The sequence below is a fragment of the Streptomyces sp. NPDC028305 genome (genome assembly GCF_055569495.1).
This window is the reverse complement of sequence record NZ_JBVHTN010000001.1, coordinates 1,349,250-1,362,566: the sequence shown is the minus strand read 5'-3', so window position 1 is coordinate 1,362,566 and position 13,317 is coordinate 1,349,250. Positions and strand designations below refer to the sequence as shown.

Sequence of the window (13,317 nt, the reverse complement as noted above, 5' to 3'; positions counted from 1 at the left end):
GGCGGCCGGTCCGGCCGCCCTGTCCGCCCTGTCCGCCCCGCCCGCGCAGCGACCTGCGGTGAGCGGGGGTGAGGGTCCTCGTCGTCGAGGACTTCGAGGTCCTCGCCCGCTCCCTCGGAACCGGACTGCGCCGCGAGGGCATGGCCGTCGACGTCGTCCTGGACGGAACCGCCGCCCTCGACCGCCTGGCCGCCACCCGCTACGAGGTGGTGATCCTCGACCGCGACCTGCCCGGCGTCCACGGGGACGAGATCTGCCGACAACTCGCCCACGGCCGCTGCGAGACCCGCGTACTGATGCTCACCGCCTCCGACACGATCGAGGACCGTGTCGACGGGCTCAGCCTCGGCGCCGACGACTACCTGCCCAAGCCGTTCGCGTTCGCCGAACTGGTCGCCCGCGTCCGCGCGCTGGCCCGCCGCGCCACCCCGCCGCTACCGCCCACCCTGGCCTGCGGGGACATCACCCTCGACCCGGCCCGCCGCACCGCGTTCCGGGCCGGCCGGCGCCTTGAGCTGAGCCCCAAGGAGTTCGCCCTCCTCGAATGCCTGCTCGCCGCACCCGGCCTGGTCATCTCCGCCGAGGAGTTGCTCGAACGCGTCTGGGACGAGGCCGCCGACCCCTTCAGCAGCGCCGTCAAGCACACCATGCACCGGCTGCGGGCCAAGCTCGGCGGCCCGCCCGTGATCGAGACCATCCGCGAAGGCGGCTACCGGATCGGATCGTCATGACCTCCCCCCAGCAGCCCGCCAGAAGGTCCTTGCAGACGCGGCTCGCGCTCGCCTACGCGGCAGGCATCTACGCCGCCGGGGTCTTCGTGCTCGTATGCGTCGCCGTCCCGCTCGCCGGCGCCCAGTCGACCAAGCCCAAAGGCCGGCCGTCATCGGGCGCGATCACCGGAACCGGCAACGGGATCAGCCTGCCCCAACTCCTCACGGGATCCGCCGTCGCGCTGGTCGTTCTGATACCCGTCGCCCTGGCTCTCGGCTGGTTCGTCGCCGGCCGGTTCCTGCACCCGCTGCGGTCCATCACCGCGACCGCCAAAATCATCTCCGCCGGCGACCTCCACCGGCGCCTCGACCTCGGCGAGCCCACGGACGAGCTGACCGAGCTCGGCCACACCCTCGACGACCTGTTCGCCCGCCTGCAAGCCTCCTTCGACGCCCAACGCCACTTCGTCGCCAACGCCTCCCATGAGCTGCGAACCCCCCTCGCCGGCCTGCGCACCCTCCTCGAAGTCGCCCTCGCAGACCCCCACGCCGACGCCGACACGCTGCGCTCGGCCTGCCAGGAAGCCCTCGCCCTCGGCGGACACCAGGAACGGCTCGTCAAGGCACTGCTCGCCCTCGCCACCAGCGAGCGCGGAATCTCCCGCCGGGACACCCTCGACCTCGCCCACATCGTCGAAGGAGTGCTCGCCTCCCGCCGCGACCAGGCCACCGAGAGAGGCATCGACGTCGCCGAACACCTGACGCCCGCGGTGACGGCCGGGGACCCGAGACTGATCGAAAGCCTCGTCGCCAACCTCGTCGACAACGCCATCCGCCACAACCACCCGGACGGGTACGTAGAGATCACCACCGAGACCTCCGGCACGCGGGCGACCCTGACGATCACCAACAGCGGGCCGGCCATCCCCGACAGCCAGGTCCAGCGCCTCTTCCAACCCTTCCAGAAGCTGGCGCCCGATCGTCACGGCCGCGGCGACGGCTACGGTCTCGGCCTCGCCATCGTCAACGCCGTCACCCAGGCTCACCACGCCACCCTCACCACCAGCGCACGCCCGGAAGGAGGCCTGTCCATCGCTGTACGGTTCGAGCGCACCGCTCTTTGGACATGACAAGGGGCTGACCTGTTTTCCCAGGTCAGCCCCTTGATTATTCAGGGTGAGTAACGGGACTCGAACCCGCGACATCCTGGACCACAACCAGGTGCTCTACCAGCTGAGCTATACCCACCATGACCGGCGCTTTCCGTTCCGCACCGGCCGAGAAAAAGTGTACAGGGTCCGCGGGGGTGCTCGCTCCCGGCTTTTCGGGCCGGGAGCGAGGCGTCACGGCCGGCGGGCGGGAAGGACGTGCTTCGCCGCGATCGACTTGGCCGTGTCGGAGTCCGGGCCGGGCTGCGGGACGAAGACCGCCTCCCGGTAGTAGCGCAGCTCCGCGATGCTCTCGTGGATGTCCGCGAGGGCGCGGTGGTTGCCGTTCTTCTTCGGGCTGTTGAAGTAGGCCCGCGGGTACCAGCGGCGGGCCAGCTCCTTGATCGACGAGACGTCGACGATCCGGTAGTGGAGGTAGCTCTCGAGCTCGGGCATGTCCCGGAGCAGGAAGCCGCGGTCGGTGCCGACCGAGTTCCCGCACAGGGGCGCCTTGCCGGGCTCCGGGACGTGCTCGCGGATGTACGCCAGGACCTGCCGCTGGGCGTCCTCCAGCGTGGTCCCGCCGTCCAGCTCCGCGAGCAGTCCGGAGGCCGTGTGCATGTCGCGCACCACCTCGGGCATGGTGGTCAGCGCTTCGGCCGGCGGCCGGACAACGATGTCCACTCCTTCGCCCAGGATGTTCAGCTCGGAGTCGGTGACCAGCGCGGCCACCTCGATAAGCGCGTCGTCCGACAGCGAGAGCCCCGTCATCTCGCAGTCGATCCACACCATGCGATCGTTCATACGTCTCACCCTACGGGGCGCTCCCGCTGGCCGGGCAGGGTCGGGCGGCCCGGCACACGCCCGGTGGCCTGCTCGGGCAGGCGCGGGACGTAGGCATCGGATTCCGGCTTGCCGGGGTCCCCGCCGCCGTGCGGGTGCGGGGCGTGATGGGGGTGGGCCGGGTGCCCGAGGGGCGCGCCGGGGCGCCGTAGCGGCATGGAGTGCTCTCCGGGCCGCTGCTCGCCAAGCTCGGCCCTCTCCAGCCGGTCGGCCCGCTCCAGGCGCTCCGGGCGGTCCGCACGGTCGGGGCCGCCGCCCTGGGGCCTGCGGGCGCGGTACGCGGCCCGGTAGGCGGCCGGGGAGGACCCCAGCTGCCGCCGGAAGTGTCCGCGCAGCGCGACCGGGGAGCGGAAGCCGCAGCGCCCGGCGACCTCGTCGACGGAGTAGTCGGAGGTCTCCAGGAGACGCTGGGCCTGGAGCACCCGCTGGGTGATCAGCCACTGGAGTGGAGCGCTCCCAGTGAGGGAGCGGAACCGGCGGTCGAAGGTGCGCCGGCTCATATAGGCGCGGGCGGCCAGGGCCTCGACGTCGAACTGCTCGTGCAGATGCTCGAGCGCCCACGCCACGACCTCGGCGAGCGGATCCGCGCCGATCTCCTCTGGTAAAGACCTGTCCAGATATCGCTCCTGCCCCCCGCTGCGGCGCGGCGGCACGACCAGGCGGCGGGCCAGCGCGCCCGCGGCGTCCGCTCCGTGGTCGGTGCGCACGATGTGCAGGCACAGGTCTATGCCCGCGGCCGTGCCCGCCGAGGTCAGGATGTCGCCGTCGTCCACGAACAGCTCGCGCGGGTCGACGTGGACGGACGGATAGCGCTTGGCGAGCGTCGGCGCGTACATCCAGTGGGTGGTCGCCGGGCGGCCGTCCAGCAGCCCCGCGGCGGCGAGTACGAAGGCCCCGGTGCAGAGGCCCACGATGCGCGCGCCCTCCTCGTGCGCGCGGCGCAGCGCGTCGAGCGCGGCGGTCGGTGGCGGCTGCGTGATCGACCGCCAGGCCGGTACGACGACGGTGCCGGCCCGGGACAGCGCCTCCAGGCCGTATGGTGCGGTCAGTTCCAGTCCGCCGGTCGTTCGCAGTGGCACATCTTCGCCCGCGCACACCAGCAATCGATACCGCGGGACTCCGGCGTCCTGGCGGTCGATGCCGAAGACGGAGAGCGGGATGGAGCTTTCGAAGATAGGGCCGCCGCTGAAGAGCAGCACCGCGACTATTTCTCGTCGCCGGCGTCCGGAGAGCTTGCGCGAGGTCTCCGGTACGGTCGTGGAGTCCTGGCTCATCGAACTAAGCCCCCCTCGGTGGTCGCGTCCTCTCGGTCCTGCACGTTTCCCCTCGGTCCTGAACGGTTCCCCCGCCGGTCATGGCCAAGATCGAATCTACTGTGTCGCGTGTGGTCGCCGTGACCAGTTCACCACCCGCCACTATGTCGACATGACAACTTGGCGGGAAGCATTCGATCACGAAGCGTTGCACTCGTGGGCCTCCCTGTGAAGTACGCCTAGCCTTCGTCCCCACTTCGCGTAGGGGGTACGGCCCGCTCATACCCCTTTCCGCGCTGGTCGGAGGGGGTTGGGCCCGGCGTTTGCCAAGGAAAGAACTTTCACGGGAAGTTGGCTGAAAAGGAGTGGGCGCAGACGTACGGAAGGGTCCTCCGCCGGGCGTACGACCCGCACGGTGACTCTCACCACTGTGTACCCGGAGCGCTACGGAGCGCGCCTTCAGCCGCGCCGGCCGCCCCTGTGCGCCCCGATTCCGGTGCGCCCATGTCGTCCACGATGTGGACTCACCACCGTGCCGGCGAGCCGGGCGGCGGTGCGCTCGTAGCGGCGCAGCAGCGTCCGGCAGACGGCGGTGACCGCGGCCAGCCCGAGGGCGGCGCCCGCCGCCGCGCCGAACGGCGAGCCGCACGCCAGCAGGACGACCGGCACCAGGGCGCAGCTGAAGGCGCCCCAGCGGATCACCTCGTCCGCCGCCTCGCCGGCCGGGGTCGGGGAGGGGTGGCCCCGGTCGTCGCGGGGCGCGTCGTACTCGGGGGTGGCGGGCACGTATCTGCTCCTCGGAGAGCGGGCGGACGGGGGGCCGGGGCGGTCGCGATCACCGCGCGGCTACTACAACGCCGGGCGGGCTCCCGGGTCACTGCCGACCATCCGCACGGTGTACGCGGGGCGACGACTAGGGGTTTGCTCAAGGCTCACTCAGGCCACGCCGCACAGCCGCACATCGGCACGGTCGGGACCACTTGGGGCATTGCGTTACCGGCCGCCCTCCGGCATGCTCCGTGGAACGCCTCGGGCGGTTCGCCGTCCAAGAGCTCTCTGGGCAGGAGGGGAGTGGCGCCGTACCCTTAGGGGTAAGGGCTTGGAAAGATGAATCCCGGACGGATTCGGTTCGTTCGATACGCTCCCCCGAGCGCCGGCGAGCCGCCGCCCCCGACAACCGCAACCCCTCAAGCCCCCGCCGATCCCTCCTCACGAGGACTTCCTTCGCCGAGACACCGATGGCCGGTCACGAATTCCCCGAACCCGCGGACCGCAAGCGGGTCGCCGATCACATGGCGCACCCCGAAGCGGCGGAAGAATCACGTCATTCCTGCGATCCGGCGTTCCAGCACGGCGTCGTGGTGGGATTCGACGGTTCGACATCGAGCGAGCGCGCCCTCGCGTACTCGATCGGCATGGCCCGGCGCTCCGGCTCCGGGCTGATCATCGTCCATGTGGCCAACCGGCTGCCGACGACGGTGTGGGCCGGGTGCGAGCCCCCGGTCTTCGTGGATGTGCCCGACCATCGCACCGAAGTGCTGGGCCTGGAACTGGCCTGCGCGGACCATCTCGCCGAAGTGCCCTGGATCCTGGTGGAGCGGGGCGGGGACATCTGTCATGAGCTGGAGGAGGTCGGCCGGGAGTACGCGGCCGACGCGATCGTGGTCGGCTCCACGCACGGGCTGGTGGGGCGGATCTTCGGCTCGGTCGCGGGGCGGCTGGCCCGGCGGGCGCAGCGCCCCGTGGTGGTCATTCCCTGACCCGGCGCTCACCGGGTTCCGGTGGGCCGGCGGCGGGCGCCCGGAATCGGACACGGCCAACTCCACTTGACAGCTGGTGAGATGGCGGCAAGTCCCGCTTGACAGTCGATAAATCTACCCGTGCGTAGAGGTGGATTGTGCGTTTGTGACGGGTACAAACCGAGCGAACGGGCGAGTGTTCACGTGCCGTCGGCCGGGAAGTGACGGTTCCTGTCGGCGGCCCACCTGCCGGCGTTAGGGCGACGCCGGCACAGGGGAGGCGGCCCCCGCGTGCGTGGTGGCTCACGCGGGGGACCGCCGAGCGGTCACTCCACCGTCACGGACTTCGCCAGGTTCCGCGGCTTGTCGATGTCGCGGCCGAGCGCCAGCGCCGTGTGATACGCGAGGAGTTGCAGCGGAATACCCATCAGAATCGGGTCCAGCTCCACCTCGTTGCGCGGGACCACGATCGTGTGGTCCGCCTTCTCCTGCTCCTGGTGCGCCACGGCCAGGATCCGGCCGCTGCGGGCCTTGATCTCCTCCAGCGTCGCGCGGTTCTTCTCCAGCAGGTCGTCGTCCGGGAGCACCGCGACGGTCGGCACCTCGGGCTCGATGAGCGCCAGCGGGCCGTGCTTGAGCTCGGAGGCCGGGTACGCCTCGGCGTGGACGTAGGAGACCTCCTTGAGCTTCAGGGAGGCCTCGCGGGCGACCGGGTAGCCGCGCACCCGGCCGATGAACATCATGCTCTTCGCATTCGCGTATTCCGCGGCGAGTTCCTTGATCTTCTCCTCGCCGCGCAGCACCTCCGCGATCTGCTCCGGCAGCCGCCGCAGTCCGGCGATGATCCGCTTGCCGTCGGCGACCGACAGATCGCGGATCCGGCCGAGGTGGAGGGCGAGCAGGGCGAAGGCGACGGCCGTGTTGGTGAAGCACTTGGTGGACACCACACAGACCTCGGGGCCCGCGTGGACGTACACCCCGCCGTCCGTCTCGCGGGCGATCGCGCTGCCGACGACGTTGACGACGCCCAGCACGCGCGCGCCCTTGCGCTTGAGCTCCTGGACGGCGGCCAGGGTGTCGTAGGTCTCGCCGGACTGGCTGACCGCGATGTAGAGGGTGTCCGGGTCGACGACGGCGTTGCGGTAGCGGAACTCGCTCGCGGGCTCGGCATCCGCGGGGATACGGGCCAGCTCCTCGATCAGCTGGGCGCCGATCAGGCCCGTGTGGTACGCCGAGCCACAGCCGAGGATCTTCACCCGGCGCACCCCGCGCGCCTCGCGGGCGTCCAGGTTGAGCCCGCCCAGGCGGACGGTGGCGAAGCGGTCGTCGATCCGCCCGCGCAGCACCCGGTCCACGGCGTCGACCTGCTCGTGGATCTCCTTGTGCATATAGGTGTCGTGGCCGCCCATGTCGTACGACTCGGCCTCCCACTCCACGGTGGTCGGCGTCGCGGAGGTGCGGGAGCCTTCGGTGGTGTACGTGCGGAAGTCGTCGGCCTTGAGGGTTGCCATCTCGCCGTCGTCGAGGGTGACCACCTGGCGGGTGTGGCTGACCAGGGCGGCGACGTCCGAGGCGACGAACATCTCCTTCTCGCCGATGCCCAGCACCACGGGGGAGCCGTTGCGGGCGACGACGATCCGGTCGGGGAAGTCCGCGTGCAGCACCGCGATGCCGTACGTCCCCTCGACCAGGGCGAGGGCCTGGCGGACCTTCTCCTCCAGCGTGGCGGCCTGCGAGCGGCCGATCAGATGGGCCAGGGTCTCGGAGTCGGTGTCGGAGGCCAGCTCGACGCCGTCGGCGGTGAGCTTGGCGCGCAGCTCGGAGGCGTTGTCGATGATGCCGTTGTGGACGATCGCGACCTTGCCGTCCGCGTCCAGGTGCGGATGCGCGTTGACGTCGTTGGGCGCGCCGTGGGTGGCCCAGCGGGTGTGCGCGATGCCGACGGTGCCCGCGAAGCGCTTGGGGAGCCTGGCCTCCAGCTCGCGGACCCGGCCCTTGGCCTTGGCGGTCTTCAGGCCGGGGGACTGTGCCGCCTGACCGGACTTGGCGGGCTTGGCGTGGATCGCGATCCCGGCCGAGTCATAGCCGCGGTACTCCAGGCGCTGGAGGCCCTCCAGCAGCAGCGGCGCCACATCGCGTTTTCCGATATATCCAACGATTCCGCACATGGTGGTGTCAGTCCCTCCCTGGTGGGTCGCTCATGAGTGCTCGGCTCGGCCGGCGGCTCAGCCGTAGACGATGCGGCGCAGCTGGCGCAGCGAGAGGTCCGGCGGCGCCACCGCGCGGTGCGGCAGCTCGGCCGTGATCCGCTCGAAGATGTCCGGGTTGGTCAGCCCGCCGGACTGGAGCTCCCGATGGCGGCGGCGGACGTATTCCTCGGTCGTCTCGTCGAAGTACGCGAGCACGTCCAGCACCACCCGGGCGGCCTCGCCGCGGCTGAGCGGCGTGCTGCGTACCAGGTGGTCGATGAGGTCATCGTGGGACATACGGCGATCGAGCACCCGTTGATACTGCGGTGAGCCGCCCCGTTTCGCAAGAATCCTGCCCGATATCGGGCAGAGGGGAAGGGTGGGTGACTAACAAGACGCACGTTGTCCGCACGGGGCCTGTTCAGCAGGGCAGGGGACCAGCTCAGTGCGTGCCCGATGTGTCACTGGTACGTTCGCCCGGCTGGCGCTGGAGCCGGCCCGGTGGGGCTGCGGGGCACCGGGACGACGACACGAGAGGGGGTGCCGGGGGGATGCGAGTGCTCATCGTCGATGACGACGAGGAGATGGCACAGGTCGTCGCGGTGGGCCTGCGCCGTGCGCAGATGGCCGTCGACGTGGCGTTCGACGGTACGGAGGCGCTGGAACGGCTGGGCGCCGACGGCGACGCGTACGACGTGGTCGTCCTGGACCGGGACCTGCCCGGGACGCATGGTGACGAGGTCTGCGCGGCGCTGATCGCCGCCGGGTGCCGCAGCCGCATCCTGATGCTCACCGCCGCGGGAACGGCGGAGGACATCGTGGACGGGCTGGGCCTGGGCGCCGACGACTATCTCCCCAAGCCCTTCGATTTCCCCGTACTCGTCGCCCGGATCGCTGCCCTGGCGCGCCGCGCGCATCCGGCCGTACCGCCCGTGGTGCGCCACGGCGACCTCCTGGTCGACAGCGCCCGGCGCACCGCCGTACGGGCAGGCCGGGCGCTGGCCCTCACGCCCAAGGAGTTCGGCGTCCTCGAACTGCTCCTCGCCGCCGGGGGCCGTGCCGTCTCCGCCGAGGAGTTGCTCGAACGGGTCTGGGACGAGGCCGCCGACCCCTTCACCAGCGCCGTGAAGATCACGATCAGCCGGTTGCGGGCCAAACTCGGGGCGCCGCCGGTCATCGAGACGGTGGCCAGGAGCGGTTACCGGATCTGAGGGGTTGTGGGGGCGAAGCGCCGGGTTCTGTCGCGCGGTCGCATTCGGCGGTCTCCCACACGGTCCTCCCTGGCCTGTCCGCGGGTACCTACGCCCGCCGGCCGCTCCGACCGAGCACAGCGCAGGATCCAACCGAAAGGTCGCGACGTTCACATGCCCGTCCACGCCCCCGCCGCTCTGTGCAGGCTCACCGGCCGGATCGTGCGCGCGGGTCTGCCCCGCCGCACCGTACGGTTGCGGCTGACCGCCTTGTACGGAGGGCTGTTCCTGGTGTCCGGCGCCGCGCTGCTCGCGGTCACGTACGGCCTGGTGGCCGGCGCCGTCGACCGTCCGCCCATGGTCCTGAAGCGGGAGGTGACCGTGGCCGCCCCCAGCCCGAGCGCACCGGCCGGCCGGGCATCCGGGAACGAGGGGACACGGCCTGCCGAGCCCGGCGACCGGGCCGCCATGGACACCGCCATGGCGGCCCTGCAGAAGGATGCACAGCGGACCGTCGACCACCAGAAGTCCGCCATGCTGCACACCCTGCTGGTCCAGTCGGGGATCGCCCTGGGCCTGATGTCGCTGACATCCGTGCTGCTGGGCTGGGTGGTGGCTGGCCGTGTCCTGCGCCCGCTGCGGACCATCACCTCCACCGCACAGGACATCTCGGCGACCAGCTTGCACCGGCGGCTGGCCCTGGCCGGCCCGCGGGACGAACTGCGGGAGCTGGGCGACACGTTCGACGCGCTGCTGACCCGGCTCGACGGTTCCTTCCAAGCGCAGCGGCAGTTCGTCGCCAACGCATCCCACGAGCTGCGTACGCCGCTGGCCCGCCAGCGCGTGCTGGGCCAGGTCGCCCTGGCCGACCCCGAACCGACCGTCGAGTCCCTGCGCACGGCCCACGAACGGATACTTGCCGCCGGACGGCAGCAGGAACGGCTCATCGAAGCGCTGCTGACCCTGGCCCGCGGCCACGCGGGCCTTGACGAGCGCCACCCCTTCGACCTGGCCCGGCTCGCCCGGGAAGCCGTGGCCGCGCGCGCCACCGCGGCCCACGAACGGCAGGTGACGCTGCGCCCCCAGGCCGGCGCGGCCGTCTCCTCGGGCCACCGGGCGCTCGCCGAACGGCTGGTGGCCAATCTGCTGGACAACGCGATCCGCTACAACATGCCCGGCGGGCAGGTCGACGTCACCACCGGCACACAGGCCGGCCGCGCGGTCCTCACGGTCGCCAATACCGGCCCGGACGTGCCCGCGGACGCCGTCGAGCGGATCCTCCTGCCCTTCCAGCGTCTCGGCCCGGCTCGCACCGGCAGCGGCGCCCGCGGCGCGTCGTCCCAGGGGTTCGGCTTGGGCCTGTCCATCGTCTCGGCCATCGCGGCCGCCCACGATGCCACCCTCACCGCCGCCCCGCGGCCCGGCGGCGGCCTGGTCGTCACGGTCGGCTTCCCCACCGCGACGACGCAACCGCCGTGAAACCGCCCGCCGCGTAGAACGTCCGTCAGCGACGCCGCACCGACCGCGGCGACGCCCACGGCACGACCGACGCGAGTTCAGGAGCACTCCGCATGAGCAACACACCGGCCGACCCGCTGCCGACCGATCCCACGCCGACCGACCCCACGCCGACCGACCCCGTACCGGCCGAGCCCGCGGCCACCCAAGCGCCGTCGGCGGGCCGCAGGCTCGGCCACCGCCGGATCGGGCTGCTGCGGCAGCGGCGTGTACTGGTCACGACCGGGATCGCCGTACTCGCGGGCAGCGTGCTCGTCACCGCCCTGACCGCGTCCGCCAGCCCATCGGCAGAGCCGGACCAGGCCGACCGGCCCGCTGCCTGCGCACCGCAGGACCCGACCAGCCCCCAGCCGCCCGCGCAGGACCCGGCCCCGACCTCCGTCAGCACGGTGGAGCAGGCGTACTACTGCATCTTCGACAACTATTACGGCGGTTCCCGGCTCGATGACCGCCCACTGCTCCAGTACGCCGCCCAGGCCGTCGTCCGGGAACTGCGCAAACGCGATGTCGACCAGCCGTTCGCGGTCCTGCCGACGCTGACCGGCGACCGGGACAAGGACTGGCCGCTCTTCGCCAAGCGGCTCCAGGAAGTGCTGGACGCGGTGCCGGACGACCAGGCGCTGCGCTCCTCACTCGCCGTGGCCGCGATCCAGGGGATGCTCACGGCCTTGCACGACAACCACGCCGACTACCAGGGTCCCGGCAGCCCGGGTGCCACGCCGGACGCCCACCCGTGGGGCCTGGGCATCGGGCTGAACAGAACCCTTCCCCCGGCCGCGACCGCCCCGGACTTCACCGGTCCGCTCTTCCTCACCACGGTCGGCACCGGTACTCCCGCCGCCGCGGCCGGGCTCAAGCCCGGAGACGTCATCGAGGCGGTGAACAATGTCCCGGTCTTCACCAACGGGCAGCTCAACCCGGGAGTTGTGGACTCCCTCCACCCCTCGTATCCCCGGCGCGTCCCGGTGACCCTCACCGTACGGCGACCCGCCACCGACCGGACCCGGCGCGTGCGTGTCACTCCCGGCTCGCTGCCCGCGCAGCCCAAGCCGCGCGTGGACGTCACCCTGGTGGCCGGCGGCATCGCCAACGTCCGCCTGGACGCCTTCTATCCGGGCGCGGCCCAGGAAGCCCTCAAGGCCATCGACGACCTCAACGCGACCACCAAGCTCACCGGCATCATCTTCGACCTGCGCGGCAACCGCGGCGGCGTCGCCGACGAGGGCAACAAGCTGATGGGCGCGTTCGTCCACGACGCATCGGCCGTTTCCTTCTGCGACGCCGACGGCGACTGCGACCCCCAGCCCGTCGACAACAGCACCCCTTTGCTGCACCTGCCCATGGTCACGCTCACCGACGACGGCTGCGCCTCCGCGTGCGAGGTGTTCGCGACGGGTGTCAAGGACCTCCACCTGGGCGCCCTCGTCGGCACCCGCACCGCGGGAGTGAACTCCGGCCCCGCCCGCCTGTACGCGCTCAACGATCACACCAGCCTGATCCGCTTGCCGTCGCAGCGCGTCATCGGCGCGAACGGCGAGATCATCGACGGTGTCGGCGTCCCCCCGGACCACTTCGCGCCGCTGACCGCGGCGGACGTGTCCACCGGCAAGGACCCGGCCCTCGACAAGGCGACAGCGATCCTCTCGTCGTAGCCGACGCGGCGGCCCTGCCTCTGGTGAACTGCGGATCAAGTCTCAGAAACGGCGGAGCACGGCCTGTTTGACGGCGGTGAACTCCTCCTCCGTGAGCACCCCGTTGCTGCGCAGCTCGCCGAGCTCGCGCAGCCGGCGCAGCAGCGCGTCGTGATCCGTGTCACCGCCCCCGTCGCCGCCCTGCCCGGCCCCGGCCCCGATCGCGGCGGGATCCTTCGTCAGCGCCACCGGGACGGCGTCGGCGGGCTCCGGCGGCCCGGCGGGGTGCGGCAGCCGGGCCGTGACCGCGGCCGCGACCAGGGCCATCAGCGGGTCCCTCTTGAGGCCGTACATCACGACGGCGTACGGGTCGTACTTGGGCGGGGCCGAGGTCGGGACCTTGAACAGGGCGAAGCGGAGGTAGCCGTTCTCCAGGCCCTTGGCCGGGCTCCACTGCACCGCCTCGACGTCCGACACCGGGAAGACGCGTGGCCCGCCCGACTTCTTGGCCTGCTCGGTCTTCCAGTTCCACTCCAGGCGGATCTGCTCGCCGTCGAAGGAGGCCGTGCCGTCGCCCGCCGAGGCCGACAGCGGCACCGAGGGGCCCGGGAGCAGATAGCGGTCGCAGGGCCCGGCGTCCACCTGCTCCAGCAGGAGGGCCTGGCGCACCTCGTCGACCATGTACTCGGCGACGCCCGCGCGCTCGGACTCCACCGGCAGCTGATACGGGTCGGCGGCCTCCGGCAGCTCGCCGCCCGCCGCCTGGAGCAGCGGGTCCGCGCCCTCGCGCAGCTTCAGCCGCAGCCGCCCGGTCCGGCGCCCCGGCTCGTACGCGATGCCCGCCAGCGCCTCCAGCGGCACCGCGAGTTCGCCGAGCGCCTGGCGCGCCGGGTTCACGCGCTTGTCCCGGCCGGGGACGATCCGCACGGTGTCGCCGTCGAAGCTCCACGTTCCATCGCGCTGGGTGATTTCCGCCATGGCGTGAATTCTGACAGGTGAACAGACACGCATTGGTCTGGACCTTGACCTCAACTGGGCTGCGCGGTAAGCAGGATGTACGCCTGGTTCGCTTGGTCCGCCTTGTCCGTCTGCCGAA

At 71.5% G+C, this 13,317-nt stretch carries 12 protein-coding genes and 1 tRNA gene; 6 read left to right on the top strand and 7 right to left on the bottom strand.

What is annotated here, in order from left to right; translation table 11 throughout:
- The first annotated feature begins 68 nt into the window (after positions 1–68).
- Positions 69–731: a response regulator transcription factor gene (locus ACZ4WQ_RS06235; protein ID WP_311729712.1), complete on the top strand. Its 663-nt coding sequence runs from the start codon at positions 69–71 to the stop codon at positions 729–731.
- Positions 728–1,840, top strand: coding sequence for a sensor histidine kinase (locus tag ACZ4WQ_RS06230; protein WP_398369181.1), 1,113 nt, complete (start codon positions 728–730; stop codon positions 1,838–1,840). Before ACZ4WQ_RS06235 ends, ACZ4WQ_RS06230 begins: the two co-directional genes overlap by 4 nt.
- A gap of 45 nt (positions 1,841–1,885) precedes the next feature.
- On the opposite strand, the gene ACZ4WQ_RS06225 is transcribed toward ACZ4WQ_RS06230, so the two are convergent.
- The 4 genes from ACZ4WQ_RS06225 to ACZ4WQ_RS06210 all read right to left on the bottom strand — a co-directional run bounded on the left by ACZ4WQ_RS06225 (position 1,886) and on the right by ACZ4WQ_RS06210 (position 4,740).
- Positions 1,886–1,958: transfer RNA gene (locus ACZ4WQ_RS06225), tRNA-His, on the bottom strand.
- A gap of 95 nt (positions 1,959–2,053) precedes the next feature.
- Positions 2,054–2,662 (bottom strand): oligoribonuclease, encoded by a 609-nt coding sequence (gene orn / locus ACZ4WQ_RS06220; RefSeq protein ID WP_311729710.1) that lies wholly within the window; start codon positions 2,660–2,662, stop codon positions 2,054–2,056.
- Positions 2,663–2,667: 5 nt separating this feature from the next.
- On the bottom strand, positions 2,668–3,975 hold the full coding sequence (locus ACZ4WQ_RS06215) for a helix-turn-helix domain-containing protein (protein ID WP_311729709.1): 1,308 nt from the start codon (positions 3,973–3,975) through the stop codon (positions 2,668–2,670).
- Between the two features lie 438 nt (positions 3,976–4,413).
- Positions 4,414–4,740 carry a hypothetical protein gene (locus tag ACZ4WQ_RS06210; protein ID WP_311729708.1) on the bottom strand — a complete coding sequence of 109 codons (327 nt, stop codon included), beginning with the start codon at positions 4,738–4,740 and terminating at the stop codon, positions 4,414–4,416.
- 452 nt (positions 4,741–5,192) lie between these two features.
- On the opposite strand from ACZ4WQ_RS06210, the gene ACZ4WQ_RS06205 reads away from it, so the two are divergent.
- The gene (locus ACZ4WQ_RS06205; protein ID WP_311729707.1) at positions 5,193–5,714 is read left to right on the top strand and encodes a universal stress protein; all 522 of its coding nucleotides are present in this window, start codon (positions 5,193–5,195) and stop codon (positions 5,712–5,714) included.
- A gap of 305 nt (positions 5,715–6,019) precedes the next feature.
- On the opposite strand, the gene glmS is transcribed toward ACZ4WQ_RS06205, so the two are convergent.
- Positions 6,020–7,861, bottom strand: coding sequence for a glutamine--fructose-6-phosphate transaminase (isomerizing) (gene glmS, locus ACZ4WQ_RS06200; protein WP_311729706.1), 1,842 nt, complete (start codon positions 7,859–7,861; stop codon positions 6,020–6,022).
- Positions 7,862–7,918: 57 nt separating this feature from the next.
- On the bottom strand, positions 7,919–8,194 hold the full coding sequence (locus ACZ4WQ_RS06195; protein WP_311729705.1) for a hypothetical protein: 276 nt from the start codon (positions 8,192–8,194) through the stop codon (positions 7,919–7,921).
- A gap of 239 nt (positions 8,195–8,433) precedes the next feature.
- Between ACZ4WQ_RS06195 and ACZ4WQ_RS06190 the strand changes: the two genes are divergently transcribed.
- From ACZ4WQ_RS06190 to ACZ4WQ_RS06180, 3 genes are all read left to right on the top strand, one after another.
- The gene (locus ACZ4WQ_RS06190; protein WP_311729704.1) at positions 8,434–9,093 is read left to right on the top strand and encodes a response regulator transcription factor; all 660 of its coding nucleotides are present in this window, start codon (positions 8,434–8,436) and stop codon (positions 9,091–9,093) included.
- Between the two features lie 153 nt (positions 9,094–9,246).
- A complete protein-coding gene (locus ACZ4WQ_RS06185; protein ID WP_398369185.1) occupies positions 9,247–10,551 on the top strand; it encodes a sensor histidine kinase in 1,305 nt (434 codons plus the stop codon).
- A gap of 92 nt (positions 10,552–10,643) precedes the next feature.
- Positions 10,644–12,242: a S41 family peptidase gene (locus ACZ4WQ_RS06180; RefSeq protein WP_398369187.1), complete on the top strand. Its 1,599-nt coding sequence runs from the start codon at positions 10,644–10,646 to the stop codon at positions 12,240–12,242.
- A 42-nt stretch (positions 12,243–12,284) separates the two neighbouring features.
- Here the strand turns inward: ACZ4WQ_RS06180 and ACZ4WQ_RS06175 are convergent, their stop codons facing one another.
- Positions 12,285–13,199 (bottom strand): DUF4429 domain-containing protein, encoded by a 915-nt coding sequence (locus ACZ4WQ_RS06175; RefSeq protein WP_398369189.1) that lies wholly within the window; start codon positions 13,197–13,199, stop codon positions 12,285–12,287.
- Between the last annotated feature and the right edge of the window lie 118 nt (positions 13,200–13,317).